The 21,406-nt window shown below is 44.1% G+C and carries 22 protein-coding genes; 16 read left to right on the top strand and 6 right to left on the bottom strand.

From position 1 onward, the window contains the following. The first annotated feature begins 79 nt into the window (after positions 1-79). Positions 80-760: a glycoside hydrolase family 73 protein gene (locus ASD40_RS33870; RefSeq protein ID WP_057307550.1), complete on the top strand. Its 681-nt coding sequence runs from the start codon at positions 80-82 to the stop codon at positions 758-760. A gap of 48 nt (positions 761-808) precedes the next feature. On the opposite strand, the gene ASD40_RS33865 is transcribed toward ASD40_RS33870, so the two are convergent. Beyond that, positions 809-970, bottom strand: a complete 162-nt coding sequence (locus tag ASD40_RS33865) for a hypothetical protein (RefSeq protein WP_057307549.1) — start codon at positions 968-970, stop codon at positions 809-811. A gap of 330 nt (positions 971-1,300) precedes the next feature. Here ASD40_RS33865 and sda point away from each other — a divergent pair, with 330 nt between their 5' ends. Further along, positions 1,301-1,465 carry a sporulation histidine kinase inhibitor Sda gene (gene sda / locus ASD40_RS36825; RefSeq protein ID WP_373460170.1) on the top strand — a complete coding sequence of 55 codons (165 nt, stop codon included), beginning with the start codon at positions 1,301-1,303 and terminating at the stop codon, positions 1,463-1,465. A gap of 311 nt (positions 1,466-1,776) precedes the next feature. On the opposite strand, the gene ASD40_RS33860 is transcribed toward sda, so the two are convergent. Next, positions 1,777-2,778: an NAD(P)/FAD-dependent oxidoreductase gene (locus tag ASD40_RS33860; RefSeq protein WP_057307548.1), complete on the bottom strand. Its 1,002-nt coding sequence runs from the start codon at positions 2,776-2,778 to the stop codon at positions 1,777-1,779. 411 nt (positions 2,779-3,189) lie between these two features. Here ASD40_RS33860 and ASD40_RS33855 point away from each other — a divergent pair, with 411 nt between their 5' ends. Then, positions 3,190-4,380, top strand: a complete 1,191-nt coding sequence (locus ASD40_RS33855) for an NAD(P)/FAD-dependent oxidoreductase (protein ID WP_047681609.1) — start codon at positions 3,190-3,192, stop codon at positions 4,378-4,380. Positions 4,381-4,412: 32 nt separating this feature from the next. Then, positions 4,413-4,694 (top strand): hypothetical protein, encoded by a 282-nt coding sequence (locus ASD40_RS33850; RefSeq protein ID WP_057307547.1) that lies wholly within the window; start codon positions 4,413-4,415, stop codon positions 4,692-4,694. Between the two features lie 321 nt (positions 4,695-5,015). On the opposite strand, the gene hemQ is transcribed toward ASD40_RS33850, so the two are convergent. After that, entirely contained in the window at positions 5,016-5,762 is a 747-nt protein-coding gene (gene hemQ, locus ASD40_RS33845; protein WP_057307546.1) for a hydrogen peroxide-dependent heme synthase, read from the bottom strand. A gap of 191 nt (positions 5,763-5,953) precedes the next feature. On the opposite strand from hemQ, the gene ASD40_RS33840 reads away from it, so the two are divergent. Then, positions 5,954-6,238: a YuiB family protein gene (locus ASD40_RS33840; protein ID WP_057307545.1), complete on the top strand. Its 285-nt coding sequence runs from the start codon at positions 5,954-5,956 to the stop codon at positions 6,236-6,238. Positions 6,239-6,328: 90 nt separating this feature from the next. Next, on the top strand, positions 6,329-7,189 hold the full coding sequence (locus ASD40_RS33835) for an alpha/beta fold hydrolase (protein ID WP_235549504.1): 861 nt from the start codon (positions 6,329-6,331) through the stop codon (positions 7,187-7,189). Between the two features lie 61 nt (positions 7,190-7,250). Here ASD40_RS33835 and ASD40_RS33830 read toward each other — a convergent pair whose 3' ends face one another. Next, positions 7,251-8,285 carry a zinc-binding alcohol dehydrogenase family protein gene (locus ASD40_RS33830; RefSeq protein ID WP_235549490.1) on the bottom strand — a complete coding sequence of 345 codons (1,035 nt, stop codon included), beginning with the start codon at positions 8,283-8,285 and terminating at the stop codon, positions 7,251-7,253. A 126-nt stretch (positions 8,286-8,411) separates the two neighbouring features. On the opposite strand from ASD40_RS33830, the gene ASD40_RS33825 reads away from it, so the two are divergent. The 3 genes from ASD40_RS33825 (at position 8,412) to dnaI (ending at position 11,529) form a co-directional block, all read left to right on the top strand. Next, positions 8,412-8,768 (top strand): winged helix-turn-helix transcriptional regulator, encoded by a 357-nt coding sequence (locus ASD40_RS33825; RefSeq protein WP_057307544.1) that lies wholly within the window; start codon positions 8,412-8,414, stop codon positions 8,766-8,768. 171 nt (positions 8,769-8,939) lie between these two features. Beyond that, positions 8,940-10,460, top strand: coding sequence for a hypothetical protein (locus ASD40_RS33820; protein WP_057307543.1), 1,521 nt, complete (start codon positions 8,940-8,942; stop codon positions 10,458-10,460). A gap of 118 nt (positions 10,461-10,578) precedes the next feature. Beyond that, positions 10,579-11,529 carry a primosomal protein DnaI gene (dnaI, locus tag ASD40_RS33815; RefSeq protein WP_057307542.1) on the top strand — a complete coding sequence of 317 codons (951 nt, stop codon included), beginning with the start codon at positions 10,579-10,581 and terminating at the stop codon, positions 11,527-11,529. Positions 11,530-11,666: 137 nt separating this feature from the next. On the opposite strand, the gene ASD40_RS36820 is transcribed toward dnaI, so the two are convergent. Then, positions 11,667-11,810, bottom strand: a complete 144-nt coding sequence (locus ASD40_RS36820; RefSeq protein WP_082562634.1) for a YqzM family protein — start codon at positions 11,808-11,810, stop codon at positions 11,667-11,669. A gap of 209 nt (positions 11,811-12,019) precedes the next feature. Here ASD40_RS36820 and ASD40_RS33810 point away from each other — a divergent pair, with 209 nt between their 5' ends. From ASD40_RS33810 to uvrC, 3 genes are all read left to right on the top strand, one after another. Continuing rightward, positions 12,020-12,403: a MerR family transcriptional regulator gene (locus tag ASD40_RS33810; protein ID WP_057307541.1), complete on the top strand. Its 384-nt coding sequence runs from the start codon at positions 12,020-12,022 to the stop codon at positions 12,401-12,403. A gap of 142 nt (positions 12,404-12,545) precedes the next feature. Next, complete coding sequence (gene trxA / locus ASD40_RS33805; protein ID WP_057307540.1) at positions 12,546-12,860, top strand: thioredoxin; 315 nt, start codon at positions 12,546-12,548, stop codon at positions 12,858-12,860. 612 nt (positions 12,861-13,472) lie between these two features. Then, positions 13,473-15,431: an excinuclease ABC subunit UvrC gene (gene uvrC, locus ASD40_RS33800; RefSeq protein WP_057307539.1), complete on the top strand. Its 1,959-nt coding sequence runs from the start codon at positions 13,473-13,475 to the stop codon at positions 15,429-15,431. Here the strand turns inward: uvrC and ASD40_RS33795 are convergent. Then, positions 15,391-16,962, bottom strand: coding sequence for a CPBP family intramembrane glutamic endopeptidase (locus ASD40_RS33795; RefSeq protein ID WP_162251361.1), 1,572 nt, complete (start codon positions 16,960-16,962; stop codon positions 15,391-15,393). The genes uvrC and ASD40_RS33795 overlap by 41 nt on opposite strands. Positions 16,963-17,236: 274 nt before the next feature. Here ASD40_RS33795 and ASD40_RS33790 point away from each other — a divergent pair, with 274 nt between their 5' ends. The 4 genes from ASD40_RS33790 to ASD40_RS33775 all read left to right on the top strand — a co-directional run bounded on the left by ASD40_RS33790 (position 17,237) and on the right by ASD40_RS33775 (position 21,347). Then, positions 17,237-18,589: a TrkH family potassium uptake protein gene (locus tag ASD40_RS33790; protein WP_057307537.1), complete on the top strand. Its 1,353-nt coding sequence runs from the start codon at positions 17,237-17,239 to the stop codon at positions 18,587-18,589. A 14-nt stretch (positions 18,590-18,603) separates the two neighbouring features. Further along, the gene (locus ASD40_RS33785) at positions 18,604-19,266 is read left to right on the top strand and encodes a potassium channel family protein (protein WP_057307536.1); all 663 of its coding nucleotides are present in this window, start codon (positions 18,604-18,606) and stop codon (positions 19,264-19,266) included. After that, positions 19,266-20,516, top strand: a complete 1,251-nt coding sequence (locus ASD40_RS33780) for a cation:proton antiporter (protein WP_057307535.1) — start codon at positions 19,266-19,268, stop codon at positions 20,514-20,516. The genes ASD40_RS33785 and ASD40_RS33780 overlap by 1 nt, the downstream gene beginning before the upstream one ends. Before the next feature lie 93 nt (positions 20,517-20,609). Then, the gene (locus ASD40_RS33775) at positions 20,610-21,347 is read left to right on the top strand and encodes a response regulator transcription factor (protein WP_057307534.1); all 738 of its coding nucleotides are present in this window, start codon (positions 20,610-20,612) and stop codon (positions 21,345-21,347) included. Positions 21,348-21,406 lie beyond the last annotated feature (59 nt).

The following is a 21,406-nucleotide window of genomic DNA, read 5'->3' as shown; positions in this document are numbered from 1 at the left end:
CGGAACCCTTTTAAGCATTGAGAGAATAGAATAGATTGAAAGGTTTACTTTACTAGTGATATAAGAAGGAGGTGTGTCTATGGCAACTAGGCAGGAATTTATTGAGATCATTGCGCCTATTGCTGTGAAGCTTCGTCTAGAGAACTCACCGATCTATCCTTCCGTGAGAATCGCGCAAGCCATTCAGGAGACTGGGGGCAATATGAACGCGTGGAACAATCTAGTCGGTTATAAGGTTGGTAATGGCATACTGACCCCATATTGGCAGGGAGATCGCGTTTCAACAACGACATGGGAAGTTATTGGGAGTATACGCTATGATAACGTACCAGGAGATTTTCGCGCATACCCTACGGTTGAGGCAGGTTTTCGTGATCAGGATTACCTTTTTGGATCCCCTCGTTATGCTAGCGTCAGGATGGCGAGAAGTCCTGGTGAGCAAGTGAAAGCTTTGCAAAGCAGTGGTTATGCATCGGATCCCTCTTATGCAAGTAAACTGAATGCGATAATTCAATCTTATGGTTTAATTCACTTTGATGAGGAGGTCGTGCGTATGTTAGAGAAACTGGAGGAACAAATTGCAGCCTTACAAAATAGAGTTAGTTCCCTAGAGGAGCAAGCAGCGATGGAGGTCGTACCGCAATGGGCGAAAACTGCTGTAGACGCTGCGATCCAAGCCTCATTAATCGATACTCCGGAGAAAGGGAGCTATGATTTCTATCGATTATTAACGGTTCTGCATCGGAAAGGGATCATCTAATGGCATGGAAGAAAAAAAGGCCGCTAGTGTATAACGGGTTCTTTATCCCTAATACACCATGCGGCCTTTAATTTTAACATTATCACCATACTTGGCTTTCATGAGCTTACTTTGCTCTAGCATGAATGTGTAAATCTCTTTCAAACGGTTCTTACGAGGTTTAATCGTTTCTTTAATTTCACCATTTAGTACAATATCGTAAACGATCATGTCATTCGCTCCTTTATTTTGTCTTTCTACTATCATTGTAGGCTATGAATATTAAGTCACGATTAAAATTTCTTTTCAATTGTGTGAACAAGCTTAAGGATTTGTTAACTGAGAGTAAAATAATTCCGATGTTTCGATCAATTTTTTTTATCGGCTGACTGAGAGTTTAGCGTGTGCATAACTTTATGCACAGTATCCCCTATAAATACAGCGTGTTTATGGGACATATTAACAATCTACCCACAGGATATGCACAGGTATCTGTGGATAACGGAACGCTTGTTCTAATTTTGCCCCCATGATAATATAATTACAAATTATAGAATAAAGGTGATTTCAGTGAGACAAATTAGTGACGAAACATTGATCGACTCTTATTACAAAGCATTGGATTTGAGATTGGAATCAGATTTTGTTGACCTGTTGCTCGCAGAAATACAGAGACGTAATTTAAAACTTCACGTTTACATCAAAGATGAAACCCCACTAAACTAGAGCGTTTCTTCATGTAGTTATTTCAATGGTAAAATTCTGGTGGCAGTCAGCGCAGTTTACCAGATGAAGGCATTGATTATTCTGTGAGCCTAGTGTCCCATCTGACATGGAGATATCATCAATCTCTCTGTAAGGAGAGTAGGGACCTAGATAGTCACTCCATTTCCCGCAATCATTCATCTGTTGTGAACAAACAGGACACACGGTATTTAGCTCCTGTAGGCCGTTGCAAACCGGACATATATATGACAAAGGGGTATTCCTCCTAATCCGTAGATTAGGTTTAGAATACCCCATTATATTTAAGAAGATTAAAATTTTAAGTTACTGCTGTGTCCTGGTGAAAGTTTTGCATTAGGGTCGATATAGACTTTAGCGTTATTAATCGCAGTAGGTGCTTCACCAAAGCCAACAGCAATCAGTTTCAATTTTCCCGGATAAGTTGTGATATCCCCGGCAGCGAAGATGCCTGGAATGTTTGTTTCCATTCTGGAGTCAACAACGATTGAGCCGTTTTCAATCTCAAGGCCCCATTCGGAGATCGGTCCAAGGGAAGAAACGAAGCCGAAGTTAATGATAACAGCATCGACATCATGTACAGTTTCTTCGCCCGATTTGATATCTTTAAGCGTTACTTGCTCGATGCGGTCATTACCGTGAAGTTTGGTGATTTCCGTTGGAGTTACAACGTTTACTTTGGAGTTCATCAGGTTTTCTACACTGTGCTCATGTGCACGGAATTTATCTCTACGGTGGATAAGTGTGACTTTATCCGCGATAGGCTCAAGCATTAAGGCCCAGTCAACTGCTGAATCGCCGCCACCGCTGATTAACACTTTTTGGCCAGCGAAAGCATTCAAATCGCTAACGAAGTAATGCAGGTTTTTCTTCTCGAATTGCGCGGCTTCGGGTAACTCAAGACGGCGCGGTTCGAATGCGCCAACCCCGCCTGAAATAATAACGGCGCGGCTGAAATGTGTGCCTTTGTCAGTTGTTATTTCGAAGAGACGCTCTTCTTTTTTGATGACTTGGTGTACTTTCTCTTCCAGGCAAGTGTTGATCTGAAAGTGTTTCATTTGAGCTAACAAGTTGTCCACTAATTCTTGTGCGGTTACTTTCGGGAATCCAGCTACATCATAAATGTATTTCTCAGGATATAAAGCTGCAAGCTGACCACCAAGCTGCGGCATACTTTCGATAATTTTTACTGACGCTTGGCGCATACCCGCATAGAAAGATGCGAACATTCCAGCAGGGCCTCCACCAATTACTATGATATCAACGATATCTTGATTTGTTTCTCTCTCGTTCATTCTTAGACTCCTCCGATTCAGTACTTTTGATGTGGTAAATATATGTGTATTGCCATAATCATTATTTCATTATAAACGTCTCTTCTATTGAAGGAAACAGAAAAATGAGATTTCTTTATATAAATCGCTTATAGATACGATAAATTATGTTTGCAATAGTTGGGCAAGCTAGAAAGGCCCTTATGCCTTATTTTAAGCCAAAATAGCACTTGATATTTACTTATGAAAATTATATTATATCATGAGAATCGGTTTACGCATGTTGTGACTAATTTCATCCTGTTTCATCATAATTCGCTGCAGCTGGGTGCAAACTAGAGGCAGTATACTACTTTTGAAGCTGTTTGTGTAATTTTTCACAAGATAGAGAAACCATAGGACTATAAATACGGATATGGAAGTGAGAGAGAAATGAGTAGAATACCAAGAATCGTTATTTTAGGAGCAGGCTATGGCGGAATCCTATCCGCAATTCGTTTGCAAAAAGAATTAAACTACAATGAAGCCGATGTAACGCTTGTAAACAAGCATGATTATCATTACATTACTACCCATCTCCACATGCCTGCTGCAGGAACCGATAATCCTGAAAATGCACGCGTGAACATTTTGAAATTGATTGATGAATTTAAAGTTGATTTCGTGAAATCCACAGTTACACAAATCCGTCCGCACGAGAAAAAGGTTATTCTCGAAGACGGTACGCTTTCCTATGACTACTTGGTTATTGGTCTTGGTGGCGAAGCTGAAACTTTCGGTATTCCTGGGCTTAAAGAAAACGCATTGAACATTCGCAGTATCAACAGCGTTCGTTTCATTCGTGAACATATTGAGTATCAATTCGCGAAGTACAAGCGTGAGCCAGACCGCAAAGATTACCTGACATTCGTTATCGGTGGAGCAGGATTTACTGGAATCGAGTTCATTGGTGAGCTTGCTGACCGTATCCCACAGCTTTGCAAAGAGTTCGACGTCGATCCTTCCCTTGTGAAGATCTATAATATTGAAGCAGCTCCAACGGCACTTCCAGGATTCGATCCTGAGCTTGTTGAGTATGCGATGAAAGTTTTGACTGACAAAGGCATTACTTTCAAAATCGGTACAGCGATTAAAGAATGTACGCCTGAGGGTGTTCTGATTGCTGGCGATGAGTTTATCAAAGCTGCTACAGTTGTTTGGACAGGCGGTATCCGCGGTAACCATATGCTTGATGAAGCTGGCTTCGAAACGATGCGCGGCAGAATTAAAGTCGATGAGCACCTGCATGCGCCAGGGTTCGATAACATCTATGTCGTTGGTGACTGTTCCATCGTGATGAACGATGAAGGCAGACCATACCCTCCAACAGCTCAAATCGCTATGCAGCAAGGTGAAGCTGTTGCGCACAACCTGATTGCTTCCATTCGCGGTTCGCAAATGAAAACTTTCAAATACTCCAACAAAGGTACTGTTGCTTCCTTAGGTAAAGGTCAAGCCATCGGTATCGTAGGATCCCGTAAACTCAAAGGTAACGTTGCAGCCATGATGAAAAAAGTGGTTGATATGAGATACCTCTACATTATTGGCGGTATTCCACTTGTTATACGTAAGGGACGTTTCTAGTCTAGTCATCATTATTTAACGGGGGGATCGCCATGCGGCACTGCAGTGTCCAAGTAAGAGGACTTCTTACCCGGGATGAACTGGATCGTTACAATGCCCTGATCGAGGTCGGTCACTTTCTAGAGACTGAGAAACGTTATGATCATGTAGCTGTTGTGCAAAAGGAAATTGATATTCTCATTCTTCCTGCGATTGAACGCTTGAAGGAAAAAGGTCGTCAGCGTGACCGTGATACGGAAGTGTATCTGGCTCGTAAAGCGCAGATGGAAGCTGAATTAGAGGCTGCCCTGCGTGACGACGAGGATGAGGAATAAAAGACGAAGAAGCTTTGCTCTTATGAGCGAAGCTTCTTTATTTCATTTTGCTAATGCCATTAGTGGCTAGCCAGTGGGCGTTTTAGCCCAATTTACAGAAATAAGAGTCTTTGGGGACTCATATTTTACTGAAAGTATCGCATTTTGCAAAAATAGAAGCTGCTAAAGACTTCTATTCTGCTAATCCATGGGGGTCTAAGCCCAAATTTACAGAAATAAGAGTCCCTAGGGACTCTTATTTTACCGAAAAGGCAGCATTTTGTACAAATAGAAGCTGTTAGAGGCTTCTATTCTAGCGCCAGTGGGGTTTGTATGATTATCTTAAATTTGAATTAATTTAGCAAATTTATCAGGTGTCAGCAGGTTGCCGACGTAGAAGTCGCCGAATTCACCGAAACGTGCGCTCACTTCGTCGAAACGCATTTCATAAACAAGCTTTTTGAAATGGAGAGGATCGTCGGAGAACAGGGTTACGCCCCACTCCCAATCATCCAGTCCTACGGAACCAGTAATGATTTGTTTAACTTTACCCGCATATGTGCGTCCAATCATGCCATGGCTGCGCATCATCGTTTTGCGATCTTCGGCAGGGAGCATGTACCAGTTGTCATTGCCATCGCGACGCTTATTCATCGGATAGAAGCAGATGTGCTTCGATTTAGGCAGGATAGGCTTCAAGCGGGCTTGAATATCCGGATCTTCCGAAGGATCCACGCCTGGCTTTGCCAGATAACTGCTTAATTCTACAATGGATACGTAGGAATAGACCGGGATTGTAAAAGCGGCGAAGCTTGATTTATTAAACGTATTTTCCAATTCATTCAGTTCTTCAAGCGTTTCGCGCATTTGCATGAATACAAAGTCGGCTTTCTGACCAACGATGCTATAAACGGCAGTACTGCCTAGTTTATCATTCTCGAATTGCTGCCACTGGGACAGAAATGTATTCAGCTCGTCCGTTGCGTGCTTACGCTCCTGCGGGGTTGCAGCATGCCATGCGTTCCAGTCGATCAGACGGAAATCATGGAGCGCATACCAGCCTTCCAGCGTTTGTACGGCTTCACTCATTGGTTTTCCTCCATTCAAGGGCTAATATCCCCTACATTGTATCCAATTCATGGGGAAAGGGCAAATGAACAAAGGGTGAAGAAGGAAATGTTCAATTTGTGTACACTTTACCTGTGACATTTCGTGGATTACAATTATAAGGAAGTCAGATAGATGAACAGGCTTCTTACATTGTTAAGGGGGAACGTACATTGTTACAAATGGTCATTGCCACTGTCTTAATGATAGTGTTATTTTTTGGGATCGGGTTTATATTAAATATGCTAATGAAAACAACATGGTTTCCGCTTTATGCTTTTATTGCTTTGGTTATCGGTGTTGTTATTTATGGTTCAATTGGAGAGGCGTCTTTTCTTTCCAGCGGAGATAGCTTCACCATTGTTGATATTATTCCAGCTATCGGTGGTTTAATTGGCGCTATTTTAAGTGGATCGGCCATTAAAGCCCTGCGGATTAGAGGCTTCAAAATGTTTTAAGGTTCTCATAGAAAAAGGCAGAACTGGTCATTCTAAGGTTGAGTTGCCTAAATTGACCTTTCGGAGGAGACTATTTTGCCCTTGGCTCATGTGAACGGAACCCAATTGAATGTTGAGATTACGGGGACTGGTACCCCAATCGTCTTTATTCATCCACCTTTATTAACCTTACAGACTTTTGCTTATCAAAGAGAGCAGCTTTCGGACCATTATCAAGTCATTACTTTTGATATCAGAGGGCACGGCGCGAGCAAGTCGTCAGAACGTGCATTTAGCTATGCGCTCATCGTTGAAGATATAAGGCAGATGCTAGATTACCTGGGTATTGAAAAAGCGTTCCTATGTGGTTATTCCACAGGCAGCTCGGTGCTGCTGGAAGCCCTGCTTACATATCCGAAACGTTTCTTAGGGGGAATAGTGGTCAGCGGGATGTCCGAGTTAACAGATCCTTATAACAAAAGCAGGGTATGGCTCGCCGCGCAGATGGCCGGTTCTGGTCTCTTTATGAATTTGTTGAAAAAAGCGATCACCTTCGGGAATGCGGATAATGCTGCTACTTATCAGGAACTGTACCAAAGCTCCGTTAGCGATGATGCAAAAAATGTGAAGCCGTATTATGAACAGGCCCTTACCTACACCTGTACGCGCCGTCTTCGGGGGATCCAGCATCCGATCCTATTGATTTATGGTCAAAAGGACCGCACATTTCATCGGTATGCGAACATACTCCATGAAGAGCTGCCGCATAGCTCCCTCTATTTCATAAAGGATGCTAAGCATCAAATTCCGATTAAAAACCCTTCAAAGATGAATGACTTAATCCGGCTTTGGGTGGAAAGCCTGGAAGATAATCAGACACAGCGTCTACTATTGGACTTAGCGATTGCAAAGAAGTTGAATCCGGTCATGTATGGCCAGGATGTTCAGGTAAGTCAGCTGCCGCTTCATTAAACCAGCTGATAGAAGGAAGAGTCTGTTGAGGAAACTCAACAGGCTCTATTTTTATCACATGTTAAAAATGTTCCAAAACCACTTTTCCAACTGTGTTGCCTGCTTCAATCATAGCATGGGCTTTCCGCAAATTCGTAGCATCGATTGGCTCCAACCTTTCGGCCAAAGTGGTACGGATGGTACCATTATCGATTAGTCTAGCAACCTCATTCAGCAGCTTATGCTGTTCAATCATATCGGCTGTTTGGAACATGGAGCGAGTGAACATTAATTCCCATACAAACGTTACACTTTTATTTTTAAGCAAAGTCAAATTCAGTGGTTGGTCTGTCTCAACGATGGAGCAAATTTTGCCTTGCGGCGCAATCGATTCGGCCATGTTCTGCCAGTGCTGCTCTGTACTATTTAAACAAAAAATATAGTCGGCATTCTGTAATCCGATAGCTTGCAATTGAGGAATGAAAGAATGGTAGTGGTTGATGATATGATCTGCGCCCATTGTTTTCACCCAATTGATTGATGCGGGGCGGGAAGCCGTACCGATCACCGTCAGGCCGGCATACTTCGCCAGTTGTGTTGCAATGGATCCTACACCTCCAGCAGCACCTATAATCAAAATAACCTTACCTGCGTTCATGTCTTTATTGTGGGACACACCCAATCGGTCATAAAGTGCCTCCCAAGCTGTGATGGCTGTTAAAGGCAGCGCTGCGGATTGAGCGAAATCAAGCGTTGAAGGTTTCGTTCCGACGATACGTTCATCGACGAGATGAAACTCGCTATTTCCACCCGGGCGTGTAATGCTGCCTGCATAATAAACCTCATCGCCTGGTTGAAATAATGTGCATTCCGGTCCTGTTTGTTCCACTATTCCCGCGACGTCCCACCCTAAGATTCTTGGTGATGCCTCCGTCTTATCTTTTGGAGCCCTTACTTTGGTATCGACTGGGTTTACAGAAATAGCCTTAACTTTAACAAGTAGATCTTTACCTGTAGGAACCGGCTTTTCAATTTCCACATCAATCAAGCTTTCCGAATGCTCCACTTTTAAATACTTATATAGACCTACTGCTTTCATAGTCTCTCTTGCAATCATTTTCCCATCTCCTCATTTAAATAATTGTTTTTATGTTGTTAGTTTAATCGTTCCGTTTTAAAATAGTAAGTACGCACAATCGTGTTATGTAGTATCAATTTGTATACTATAAGGAGTTGAATGTGAATGCGGGATCGTAAAAGCGGGTACGGCAACCTTCATAATGATGAGGGCTGTCCAGTTGAATATACATTGGATGTTATTGGGGGCAAATGGAAAGGTGTCCTTTTATATCACCTCATTGGAGGGACCAAAAGATTTAATGAATTCAAAAGAATCTGTCCGTCCATTACTCAGAGAATGCTGACCCTACAACTAAGGGAGCTGGAAGAGGACGGCATAGTCCACCGCGAGGTGTATCATCAAGTGCCTCCAAAGGTCGAATATTCGTTGACTGACTTCGGGCAAACATTGGTCCCTATTATTTTACTTATGAAAGAATGGGGCAATGCTTACAAAAACAAGTCGGAATGTCGCCTCTAACGGCAAAGTTGTCGGAATTTTGCCGTCCGAAAGGTTGGTTTTTTCATATTAGGTAATATTATCTTTCTCTCGTAGATACCAAGCGTGTCGATTTTTGTGGTAGACTAATAGAGAGAAACCGAGAAGCTTTCGTAGCTTCAATCGGTTGAGGCAGGATGGTGCTGTAACGGAATGAGAATGACGAATATGCTGCATTTCACCGAGAACCACAGGTTTTGTGTGAACCGTGAGTTTTCTTTGAGCAGTCTGGATTATAAAATGTTAGCTATTATGTATCAGCCTATGATTGGCGGATTGGCTATTAGCCTCTATCAAGCACTCTATCTGCAGATGAGTGCAGAAAAAGTCGGATATTCGCCGCTGGAACAGCAGCGAAAGCTGTTTCTGCTGCTCGAGCTTGAGCAGGGGGAGCGAGGGCGCAAATATCTCATTGAGCAATCTTCGAAGCTTGAAGCCATAGGGCTCCTGCAGACCACTCGCAAGTTTCTGCCGGGCGAAGAAGACTATGTCTTCGTATACACCTTGTTCCCTCCACTTGGCCCCAATGAGTTTTTCCGGAATCAGCATTTGACGCTGCTGCTCCGCGATAAGGTCGGCAAGTTCATGCTCCTGTCCCTTCGGGAAGAGCTGCTCTCGTCAGAGCCGGAAGAATGTCGTGACGCGAGTGAAGAGAACCTGTCTGTTCCGTTCTATGATCTATTCCGTCTCAATACCCAGGTGGTTGATTATGAGCTGGAGCAAGCCCTGTATGAGGCCTCTGCCAGTAAACAGGGAGACGCTCGTATGGACGTGACAACCAAAGGCTTCCAGTATGCGGATATTATCATGAGGTTTCCGCGAGGAGCGAGCAATCGTGTTTTCGTTGAGGCTCTCAAACATAAACCGGATCAGATGGCTGCAATTAATATTGTGGCGAAGAAGTACAACCTATCGCTACAGGAAACATGCCGTTTGCTGGATGAGGATGGCGCATTCACCGAAGAGGGTGAGCTGCAAATGGATCTTATGCAGTATAATGCGAATCTGTTCTACAGACAGAGCAAGAAGCGGGATGAGGAACGAGAGCGCACGTTGTCTAGATCGGAAGAGAAGTCACAAGGTGAAGCGAATGACGATGCGCTAGACACATCTGGAGACAAGTCAGTTGAAATGGCTTATTACCTAGAAGTGCCGCAGCAGCTGCGCGGGGAATGTACAGATCATCAATACAATTACATTATGCGAAATGAGCCGTACACGGCAGTTCTGAAAATGTTCTTCACTCAGGGCTCCATTCCGGACGGTGTACTTAATATATTTGAGAAGATTGATTTGAATTATAGATTGAAAGAGGAAGTCATTAATGTCTTGATCCACTTCCTACATATCGACCGCCGCTCGTGGGCCAAGTCCTCGATTGAAGCAGTCGCATCGGATATGCTGGGCAAGCAAATTATCACTTACGAACAAGCGGTGGAATATGTGCGTGAGAAAATCAGCTACAAACAAAAGGCAGCATCCAAGGTGGAGGCCGCTAAAGCTAGCGGTGGTTCTGTAACTAGAGGCCGACAAGGCAAGACGCAGAAGCCTCACATTCCGATCGTTGTTCCAGATGCCGGCACAGCAGCGGCTTCAAGGCTGACGGATGAAGAGCTGGAAGCCGCGAGAAGGATGGCGCAGAAGCTGGACGAGCGCTTTAATCGGAAGAGCTGATGGTTATAGGTCTCACACTGCCTTTGATGTAAAGAAAACTAACCCAAGCGTAAAGAAAAGTAACGGAGAATGCTGTTTTAAACAACGTACAAGAGAATCATAAGGAGGTGCAGGAAGCATGGATTCCCTGTCTCACTTACTCAAATCAATGCCGCAGTCTGAATGGAGACGGAAGGCAGAAGCGAAAATTAAAGTTGTCATGGACGACGTCTTAGTTCACAAATTTCGCCAAAAGTACCCATTTGTTGATGACTATACCATAAAGATTAATATGAACAAGCTGTATCAATATGTGACAGAGTTCAAAAACTGTTCGAACTGTCCAGGTTTAGAAAATTGTCCGAATGATATGACGGGGCATTATACGATGTTAACAGCCGACTCCGTCAATGAAAAGCCGTTTGTTCATGAGGAAAAGGTAGCTTGCAAGAAGTTCAACGCGAAGCAGCTGCAGGATGCCATAAGCAGCCGAATCCGCACCTTTCACGTGGATCCGCGGATGATTTCGCGCAGCTACTCTTTTGGAGATATCCTTGAAACGGATCTGGATCGAGCGAAAGCCGTTATGCAAATTAACGACTATGTCAGCTTGACGATGGAAGAGGGGCTTCAGACTAGAGGACTCTACTTATCCGGATCGTTTGGGACGGGGAAGACGTTCCTGATGGGTTATATGCTGCATCAGCTGGCCAAAGTCGGTATGACAGGCGCAATCGTCTATATGCCGGATTTTGCTGAGGACTTGAAGGGGATGTTCCAGGAGCCCTACAAGCTGAAGGAAACGATTGATCTTCTGAAGGAAACGGATCTATTAGTTTTCGATGATATTGGCGCGGAGAATTTGAATCCGTGGCTGCGAGATCATGTCATTGGCGCTATCGTGAATCATCGTATGAATCGTAAACCGACCTTTTTCACATCCAATTATGCGCTCTCTGATTTGGAGAAGCATTTCAGCTTCACGAATAAAGATGGTGACGAGGAGTACAAGGGACAGCGGATTATGGACCGTATTCGTCCTTTTGTCGATGTGGTTGTGGTAACAGGTACGAACAAGCGTGGGAAATAATAAAAAGCTGTACAGATGAGTTCATCTGTGCAGCTTTTTTGATCAAATAAGAAAGTATAAGTTTTTTCAAATGAAAACTGCATGAAAAACCGCTTCACACGGAGTGCAAAGCGGTTCTCTTGCAGGCTTGGACATTCCTATTTCATAACTTGAATCACGGTTGCAATGGCTGCAATTAGAAACAAAAAGCCAAAGAAAGCGCCAAAGCCAATGCCTACATCCATGAAATCATTACGCGGTTCTTCGTACACGTGAAGCTCAGGGTGTTTAGGATCGCTCATGTGGTTACCCCCTACGTCCGACATTCGTATGTTTAAGTTTAGTATACCCAAATTCGTCGAAAGTTGTAAAGCTAATCAAAGTGACAATTGTGCAAACAATAACAGATAGTAGCGGAAAGTATTAAATAAGACTTGACTCTAACATTAGTGTCATGGTTTACAATGAAATCATCCTTACTTGATCAAGGAAAAGGAAAAAGGTGAAGGCCATGCGGATTAGTGAGTTATCCAAGCTTACCGGAGCCAGTATTCGTTCTTTGCGGTATTATGAGGCGAAGGGGCTAATCGCGACGCAGCGTGAAGAAAACGGATATCGGGTGTTCAACCAGATGGCTGTTGAGCGCGTGAAGACCATTCAGTTTTATTTGAGCTTAGGCTTTACGACCGAACAGATTGAAAGCTTTCTCAACTGTGTCATGAAAAATCAGGAGTCGATGTGCGATGATTTGCTGCCACTCTACACAGAGAAGCTCGAAGAAATCGAACAACAGATGCAAATGCTGCAGCTGCTGCAAGCTAATTTGAAGGATCGTATTGCTTATATCGAGCAGCAAAGACTTCAGGGGCTGCCTGTAGGTTTACCAGCTAAGTAGATCCAACTTCAACCTTTTTGCTAACTTATGGCTTGGTTGAAATGACCCACTGGTGTGGTATACTTTACATGTTGACGTTCATCGGTAGCTAGGTACTACTTGATGTTATAAATCAAATCCATTCTTAGAAGGAGGAACTATCATGTCAATCGTGAATGTTTCTGATAACAGCTTTAAAGCCGAAGTTGAAGGAGAAGGTACAGTACTTGTAGACTTCTGGGCACCTTGGTGCGGACCTTGTAAAATGATCGCTCCCGTTTTGGAAGAGCTTGATAAAGAAATTGAGTCCTTGAAAATTGCAAAAGTAAACGTGGATGACAATCCAGAGTCTGCTGCGCGCTTTGGTGTTATGAGTATCCCAACATTGATCGTTTTCAAAGACGGACAGCCTGTTGATAAAGTGGTTGGTTTCCAATCCAAAGAAGCACTGAAAAATGTGGTTTCTCGTCATCAATAATTTGTTACAAACTAGAAACAATTGTTCGTGAGAAAAAGCTCTTTTTCTGCTATGCTGAAAAGGAGCTTTTTTTTGTTTTCTGTAGGGGAGCGTTTATAATTGGCGGCTGCTTAGACGATTATGTTGTATTTTGTACAACAAAAATGGCTCAATTCCTCTGTAACTCTCATATTTAGCTGAAATTGTTGTATGAAATGCAAGATTAGCGGCGGAATGGCTTGTTTTAAGGTGTAAATGTTGTACGTAGTACAACATTGGGGACCTAGGAACTTAGGAAGAGTTAGGAGCAAGGAAACTTAGGAGCTTGAGAACTTGGGAACTTAGGAGCTTGGGAGCTTGGGAACTTGCAGCTTGGGAACTTAGGAGCTTGGGAGCTTGGGAGCTTGGGAACTTGGGAACTTGGGAACTTAGGAGCTAGGGAACTTGGGAACTTAGGAACTTGGGAACTTGGGAAATTAGGAGCTTGGGAACTTGTAGCTTAAGCGCTTGGGAACTTGGAGTTTAGGAATTGTGAACTTGGAAACTTAGAACTTAGGTACTTAGAGGGCTTAGAAAGTACGAACTTAACGGGGAAATATGGGGTAAGTTTTTGTGCGAGAGGAGATTGGATGCATGACCGAGCATGAGCATGAGGACGCTGGAGTCCGCGAACAGAGTCTGGAAGTAATTAAACACAAGCTGAGCTTATTACCGGATAAGCCAGGTTGCTATATCATGAAAAACCGCGAAGGTACGATCATTTATGTTGGAAAAGCGAAAGTACTGAAGAATCGTGTGCGCTCCTACTTCACGGGCAGCCACAGTGCGAAGACGCAAAAACTAGTCAGCGAAATCCGCGACTTTGAATATATAATTACCTCCTCAAACATGGAGGCTTTAATTCTTGAGTGTAATCTGATTAAGCAGCATCATCCTCGCTACAACGTACTCTTGAAGGATGATAAGACGTTCCCGTACATCAAGATTACACATGAAGAGCAGCCGCGCTTAGAAGTCACGCGGCGGGTGTTTAAAGATAAGGGCAAGTACTTCGGCCCTTATCCAAATGCCTTTGCGGCCCAGCAGACGAAGAAGCTGCTGGACCGGCTTTATCCACTGCGCAAGTGCAAGACAATGCCCGAGAAAGTATGCCTATACTATCATATCGGGCAGTGTCTGGCGCCTTGCGAATTCGACGTATCCGCCGAAACGAACGAGCGGATGGTGCAAGAGATCAGCCGTTTCCTGAACGGGGGACACGACGTTATTAAGGAAGAGCTGACGGCCAAAATGTTGGCCGCAGCGGAGGAACTGAACTTTGAGCGCGCCAAGGAACTGCGCGATCATATCATGAACATCGACGCCGTGATGGAGAAACAGAAGATCACGACGGCAGATGCGCTAGACCGCGATGTCTTTGGTTACGCGGTCGACAAGGGCTGGATGGCTGTGCATATCCAGTACATGCGTCAAGGGAAGCTCATCGAGCGTCACGTCTCGCTGTTCCCATATTACGGTGATGAGTACAATGACTTCATCACCTACGTTACTCAGGTCTACAGCGATAATCCGGCGTTGCCTAAGGAGATCTTCCTGCCGACGATGCCGGTACAGGTGGCAGTCGCTCCTACTACTGCTCCTACTGATGCTGAACCTTCCGCTGAAGCCACAATTGAAATTCCAGCTGAGGTCCCTGCTGAAGTTGTAGCTCAAGTAGAGGCCGAAGAGAAGGATGTCCGCGAAGCATTGGAATCCTGGCTCAAGGTCAAAGTGCATATCCCGCAGCGAGGGTTGAAGAAGCAAATGGTCGATATGGCCAAAGACAACGCCCGCAATGCGCTGGATGAGAAATTCCGCTTGGTAGAGCGCGATGAGCGCCGCACGACCAAGGCGGTCGAGAATCTTGGAGAGTGGCTCGGCACGGGAACGATTCGACGCATCGAAGCATTCGATAACTCGAACATACAAGGGACGAACCCGGTTTCGGCAATGGTCGTCTTCGTGGACGGCAGGCCCGATCGTAAGGAGTACCGCAAGTACAAAGTCAAAACGGTCGTTGGCCCGGATGACTACGAAACGATGCGAGAGGTCATTCGCCGGCGGTATGAGCGTGTGCTTAAGGACAATCTAACAATGCCTGATCTGATCGTCGTAGACGGAGGGAAAGGGCAGATCTCAGCGGCAGTCGACGTGCTGGAGAATGAATTAGGCCTGTTCATTCCGATCTGTGGACTCGTGAAGGACGCGAAGCACAAAACAGCGCAGCTCATGATCGGAGATCCCGCAGAAGTTGTGCCATTGCCGCGTGATAGCCAGGAGTTTTATTTGCTGCAGCGGATTCAAGACGAGGTTCACCGCTTCGCGATTACGTTCCACCGCGAAACAAGGGCGAAGTCGATGGTTGTCTCACAGCTCGACGCGATTCCCGGCATCGGGGAGAAGCGCCGGAAGGCATTGCTTAAGCACTTTGGCTCCGTGCGCAAAATAAAAGAGGCTGAAGTTCAAGACTTCAAGCCTCTGGGTATAGGTGAGAAATTAGCTAACGAAATTCTCAAAGCGCTTCAAGGCGAGGCGGCGGCTCCCCAGGAATAAGGGGACCCCGCCTTTTTGCATGCAGCCAGGCTAGCAGCAAGCCGATCAAACCAGGCAGCAGGATGTAGAAAATACCAGCAAGCACATCGCTTACATGTCCGAGGTAGAAGAGGGACATCCCCATGAGGATGCTATCCATGCAGGCATGGGCGAAAACGGCGGTAATGAAACCATACTTTAGGAAGACATAACCTAGAATAATGCCTATGATTGTGACCTCGATTAGCCGAGTATAGACTGGATAAATTGGATACTGGGTATGACTTGCCGCCCAAATCACGCTGGGAATGGCAATCGCAATAAAGTTGGAGCGAAACAGCTTTTTGAATAGAATGATGCCGAGCAGCCTGTAAGTCGCCTCTTCAGATATGGCAGCAACCCAGGCCATAAGCGGGAAGAATCGAGGTTCTACCATATTAAGAACAGAATCGGACGGATCGTTCACAGCCCAAACATCAAAATTCACTTCACCTGTGTAAAAGAGCACCTGCTGAATGCCTAGGATGAAGAAAGCCAGCAAATAGCCGCGCCCCATGCCGCTATAAACCTCAGCTCCAAACGATGATTCCTTCCAAGCCGGCCATTTCCGCTCTCCGATTGAATTCCACAATCCATTACCTGCTACAAGAGCTAGGTAGAGAGAGATGCCGAGCAGGACAGTCACTACATTCATGAAAATAATAGCAGCCCATGTTGCGAATTGATCGTTCAGAGCTCCACTCATAGATCTAAAAGCAGGGTACATATTAAAGTTGTTGGTGATATAAATGGCTAAAAAAATGGCTGTTAATAGCAGGCCTCTACTGAATTTCATATGTTTTCTATAGATGATGGCAAATACAATCGCGGCAATGGTCATGATGAGTGTGAAGCCCATGGAAATCCAAGTCATGATAGATGCGGAGCGATCCTGCTGATCGATCCAGACTTGATGTGACGCAGGTAAGCTGAACAACACGTTAAAACCGGTCAGATTTTTGTCATCGAAATCAACTCGAACCTGTAACTTTGCTTCACCGAGCGGTTTTGTTTGCTTTTCATAAAATAAGGTTGTTCCATGGTTTGGGTCGTCTTCGGCAGTCCGTTTATCTATGAGTGCAAAGTCTTCCGGTTCAAATCCTTGCTGCCGAATCTCCTGCTTGGCCAAAATGTCTGCTTTCTGCTTACTGATGATTGCTTGATCGGAGGTTTTTTGCGTTTCACGCCATCCAATAACGGAAGCATTCATGTAATTAATCTCAACTTCAAATTGACGGTTGGTCTTGGTGTCTTCTACGCTTACTTGATAATAATCAATGGGGTAACGCTCCCCATAGTCCTTCAAATAGTTTTCTAACAAATGCTCCTTTTGCAAATAACCGCTTCGGTCCTTCTTGGACTGATAAACAACGTAGGTTTGCGGGTTATGCAAATTGTAGCGCTCACTTACAAATTGAGCTGCATGATCCGCAGCCTGCTGCTTCGTGATAGAAGGGTTGTCTGCTGCCGTCGGCTCTTCGGCCTGAAGGCCGTATAATGCGGATATTCCCAAGTAAAGAGCAACTCCAATGCATGCAAGGAAGAGGAGAAAACGATTTAATTTTGGCCTAATCATAGTGAGTTCCCTTCTACATTTCCGATTCTGAAATCACATCTTTCACGTTATCATAGTTTAAAAAGAAAGCCAATTTAGTGGTAAAGAATTAAAAACAATTATATAATACCTATCAATTGGATACGTTCGGAATTTCTAAATAATAACGGGGGAACCCTACCGTTAACGTATTGGAAATCCTTATGTCGTTTTTGCAAACACAGGAGGCATTATGATTAAAAAAATGAATATTTGGCGATTAACGCCTCCACAAATTCTCGTTCTCGGATTTGCTGCGATTATTTTCTTAGGAGCAGGGCTTTTGACGCTTCCCTTTGCTTCGGCAACGGGACATTCGATTGCTTTCATTGATGCGTTGTTTACAGCGACTTCGGCAACATGTGTGACAGGTTTGGTCGTCGTGGATACAGGGAGTGCCTACACGATGTTTGGGCAAATCGTCATTGTGAGCTTGATTCAAATCGGCGGATTGGGTTTCATGACAATGTCGACTCTAATCGCTTTTGCCTTCCGTAAAAAAATCACGTTAAAAGAACGGCTAGTTCTGCAAGAGGCTTTTAACCAAGGCAGTATGGAAGGTATTGTTCGACTCATCCGTAAAGTAATTATTTATTCGTTATCGATTGAAGCGATTGCAGCCGTGATTTTTACGATTCGTTGGACGTTTGACTTGGGATTTACAAAAGCCCTTTACTTCGGTATTTGGCACGCCATCTCCATGTTTAATAACGCTGGTTTTGATTTATTTGGGACGGTCGATGCGCCATTCGTATCCCTAACCGGCTATGTGAATGATTTCGTAGTAAACTTTGTTGCTATGGCGCTTATCGTGCTTGGGGGGATTGGTTTCATTGTTATGTCTGATTTGATGGACTATAAGACTAAGAAGAAGCTTTCCCTGCATTCCAAAGTGGTACTTAGCATGACAGGTTTCCTTATTGTGTTTGGAGCTATTATCATCTTTATATTCGAATATACCAATATCAGAACCATGGGTTCGCTGGATTTAGGCGGGAAAATATTAGCCTCCTTCTTCCAATCGGTTGCCCCTCGTACGGCTGGGCCGAATACGGTTGATATTGGGGCACTTCGCCAAGCTTCTCAATTTTTCATTGTCATTCTTATGTTTATTGGAGCTTCTCCCGGTTCAACAGGCGGGGGCATTAAAACAACGACATTTACGATTCTAATTAGTGCTATAGTGACGATGATCCGTGGGAAAGAGGATATTGTTATTTTCCGATATCGTTTGGCTAAGGATCGTATTCTCAAGGCTATTACCTTAACAATGATGGCTTTATTTTTAGTTATCATTGTCACGATGCTCTTATCGACGACAGAGGATGCACAGTTATTGAAAATTTTGTTTGAAGTGACATCCGCCTTCGGGACCGTAGGTTTGACTATGGGTTTGACGCCTGAATTAACAACATTTGGGAAGATCCTCATAAGTTTGACGATGTTTGCTGGGCGACTAGGACCCATCACACTAGCCTATGCTTTACAGCCAAAGCAAGAGAAAGAACTATTTAGATACCCAGAGGGTAAAATCACGATTGGATAAGGGGAACTAGAAACATGAAAAAAAATCAATATGTCGTAATCGGGCTGGGTCGTTTTGGAGCCAGTATTTCCAAAGAACTCATAAAGCTTGGTTATGAAGTGTTGGGTATTGATAAAGATGAAGAAGTCGTTGATGAGCTGAGTTCTGTGCTTACCCATACGGTAGTTGCGGATGCGACGGATGAAGAGGTATTGAAATCATTAGGCGTACGAAATTTCGACTGCGCTGTTGTAGCCATTGGAGATGATATTCAATCGAGTATCCTAGCGGCCATTGTTCTTAAAGATTTGGGGATCAAAAAGGTTGTCGCTAAGGCATTGTCCGAATTGCATGGCAAAGTACTGAATAAGCTTGGTGTTGACCGCGTCATTTATCCGGAGCGAGATATGGGAATTCGTGTTGCCCATCAACTGGTGTCCCCTAACCTTCTGGACTATATTGAGATTTCCAAAGAGTATACGATCGTGGAATTGTCTGTCCCTAAGAATCTATGTGGCTTTGCTCTTAGAGAGCTGGACCCTCGTGCTAAGTATGGCTGCAGCATTGTGGCTATCAATAAACAAAATGGGATTATCATTGCACCTACAGCGGGTGATATCGTAAATGAGAATGATGTGATGGTCATCATCGGAACCAACAATCAAATTGATAAATTTGAAAGTGAAGTCATCGGATAATGGAAAATACAACCTCGATCCTAATTGAACATGTTATTATTTTGCTTGTGCTTATTTTTGGATTGGGCATGATATCTGGGAAAGTGGCACAATGGTTGAAGCTTCCTGACGTTGCTCTGTTCCTTATTGCAGGTATGCTGGTGGGACAAGCCTTTCATTGGATTACAGAATCCAGCACATCTTTTACGAATCAATTCATCCTTGTCGTTGGCTCTACCTTAATCCTCTTCGATGGAGGGCGCAATATCAGACTCTCTGGTCTTCGCAAGGTATGGCTTACTGTAAGTTTACTCAGTGTTCCTGGCGTTCTTATCACATGCGGCGCAGTAGCGGTAGTCGCGCATTTGCTGCTGGATTTGCCTTGGCTTTATGCCTTATTGCTGGGAGCTATTATTGCTTCAACGGATCCTGCAACCCTGATCCCAGTGTTTAAACAAGTCAAAATCCGTCCGAAAGTGCGTGAAACGGTTGAAAGTGAATCTGCTTTTAATGACGCGACGGCTTCGATTCTAACTTTTTCTTTATTAGCGATTATTCTGGGTACACAAGAGGTTTCTGTTGCTTCGGGTGTCATTGATTTTGTGAAGACAGCACTGGGGGGGCTTCTAGTTGGTGCGGTCATTGGGTATGTGATGACTTTCCTGACGGCACATTTGAAGCTTGGTCACCTAAGAGACTATGCAACAATAGCGATGGTTGTGACTTCACTTGGTGCTTATATCGCGGGAGAAGCAATTGGTGTAAGCGGTTTTATGGCGACCTTTACAGCGGGATTGATCTGGGGGAATGCAGGTACTTTTAAGCTGGAAATGAATGATAAACAGCTTGAAATGGAGCATTTTTCAGAAAATATTACGGTCATCATGCGCATGCTCATTTTCATCTTACTAGGCAGTCAAGTGAACTTCCCATTAATCTTTGAGCATTTCTGGACAAGCCTAGGCGTTATCTTTGTATTTATGTTTATCGCGCGGCCGCTTACAGTTCTGATCTGTACATGGCCGGATCGTAAAGCAAAGTGGAAACGAAATGAAATTCTGTTCATGTTCTGGGTTCGAGAGACAGGTGTTATACCCGCGGCGTTATCCGGAATGGTAGCTGGGATGGGCGTTCAGCACAGTGATCTTATTGCCAGTGTTACGTTCATGGCCGTGCTTATAACCATTTTGTTTCAGGCAAGCACAACTGCTTATGTGGCGCGTAAACTGGGTCTTGAAATAAAGCCCGACGATCCCGACAACCATGATTAATATAAATTTCTTTGATCGCCATTCGACTATTCAATTAATAAATTTGCGAGTACATATACAACAAGAGAATTTCTAACTGAAGGTGGACTCCCCATGTATAAGGTATTAATAATTGAAGACGATGCCATGATCGGCGATATGGTCACTATGTATTTAAGTGAAGAAGGATTTCATGTCATAAGAAAAGCAAATGGGGCAGAAGGCATTGCAGCAGTCTCTCAGTTTAATCCGGATGTAATTTTGCTTGATCTGATGCTGCCTGATATGGATGGTCTTACCTTATGCAGACAAGTTCGGGAAACCTCCAAAATACCTATTATGATCGTCTCGATGAAAAATAAAGTCGTTGAACGCGTTAACGCGCTCGGGGCAGGTGCGGACGACTATATGTGTAAACCGTTCAGTATGCATGAAATGAGTGCGAGAGTTCACGCTCTTATTCGGCGCTCCAACTTGTATTTGAAATCGAGTATGAACACTCGTCAAGTAACGGGAGCAGCTGGGGGATCAACAACTGCGGTACTAGAGGCAGTCTTGGATATCGATAAGAAAATTACACTCAATCCGAATACGCGTTCTATGCGTGTTCATGGTACTCTCGTAGAGACGACTTACTCGGAATTCGAAATTATGAAATGCTTTGTGAATCATCCTGGTCGCGTATATAGCCGAGAAGATTTACTGCAAACGGTTCGCGGATTCGACAGTTTGGTGACGGACCGGGCCATTGATGTGCATATTGCTAACCTTCGTAAAAAGATTGAGGACAATCCCAAAGAACCTAAGTGGATTCGGACGGTTTGGGGTGTAGGTTACAAGTTTGTTTATTAGAAAGGTTAAAATAAAGATGAAAAGGCGATAAATAGGGTGAATCCCCATTTACCGCTTTT

Source organism: Paenibacillus sp. Root444D2, assembly GCF_001426375.1.
Taxonomy (GTDB): Bacteria; Bacillota; Bacilli; order Paenibacillales; family NBRC-103111; genus Paenibacillus_E.
The sequence above is the reverse complement of the archived record's forward strand: the minus strand, read 5'-3'. Positions and strand labels throughout refer to the sequence as shown.

Bases quoted from the DNA above. Each gene is read 5' to 3' on its own strand.
- ASD40_RS33855 (WP_047681609.1), top strand. From the start codon at position 3,190: ATGAGTAGAATACCAAGAATCGTTATTTTAGGAGCAGGCTATGGCGGA.
- ASD40_RS36820 (WP_082562634.1), bottom strand. From the start codon at position 11,810: ATGAGCGATCCTAAACACCCTGAGCTTCACGTGTACGAAGAACCGCGT.
- ASD40_RS33850 (WP_057307547.1), top strand. From the start codon at position 4,413: ATGCGGCACTGCAGTGTCCAAGTAAGAGGACTTCTTACCCGGGATGAA.
- ASD40_RS33780 (WP_057307535.1), top strand. From the start codon at position 19,266: ATGGAAAATACAACCTCGATCCTAATTGAACATGTTATTATTTTGCTT.
- ASD40_RS33825 (WP_057307544.1), top strand. From the start codon at position 8,412: ATGCGGGATCGTAAAAGCGGGTACGGCAACCTTCATAATGATGAGGGC.
- trxA (WP_057307540.1), top strand. From the start codon at position 12,546: ATGTCAATCGTGAATGTTTCTGATAACAGCTTTAAAGCCGAAGTTGAA.
- ASD40_RS33785 (WP_057307536.1), top strand. From the start codon at position 18,604: ATGAAAAAAAATCAATATGTCGTAATCGGGCTGGGTCGTTTTGGAGCC.
- ASD40_RS33820 (WP_057307543.1), top strand. From the start codon at position 8,940: ATGAGAATGACGAATATGCTGCATTTCACCGAGAACCACAGGTTTTGT.
- dnaI (WP_057307542.1), top strand. From the start codon at position 10,579: ATGGATTCCCTGTCTCACTTACTCAAATCAATGCCGCAGTCTGAATGG.
- ASD40_RS33865 (WP_057307549.1), bottom strand. From the start codon at position 970: ATGATCGTTTACGATATTGTACTAAATGGTGAAATTAAAGAAACGATT.
- uvrC (WP_057307539.1), top strand. From the start codon at position 13,473: ATGACCGAGCATGAGCATGAGGACGCTGGAGTCCGCGAACAGAGTCTG.
- ASD40_RS33790 (WP_057307537.1), top strand. From the start codon at position 17,237: ATGATTAAAAAAATGAATATTTGGCGATTAACGCCTCCACAAATTCTC.
- ASD40_RS33830 (WP_235549490.1), bottom strand. From the start codon at position 8,285: ATGATTGCAAGAGAGACTATGAAAGCAGTAGGTCTATATAAGTATTTA.
- ASD40_RS33870 (WP_057307550.1), top strand. From the start codon at position 80: ATGGCAACTAGGCAGGAATTTATTGAGATCATTGCGCCTATTGCTGTG.
- ASD40_RS33775 (WP_057307534.1), top strand. From the start codon at position 20,610: ATGTATAAGGTATTAATAATTGAAGACGATGCCATGATCGGCGATATG.
- hemQ (WP_057307546.1), bottom strand. From the start codon at position 5,762: ATGAGTGAAGCCGTACAAACGCTGGAAGGCTGGTATGCGCTCCATGAT.
- ASD40_RS33860 (WP_057307548.1), bottom strand. From the start codon at position 2,778: ATGAACGAGAGAGAAACAAATCAAGATATCGTTGATATCATAGTAATT.
- ASD40_RS33810 (WP_057307541.1), top strand. From the start codon at position 12,020: ATGCGGATTAGTGAGTTATCCAAGCTTACCGGAGCCAGTATTCGTTCT.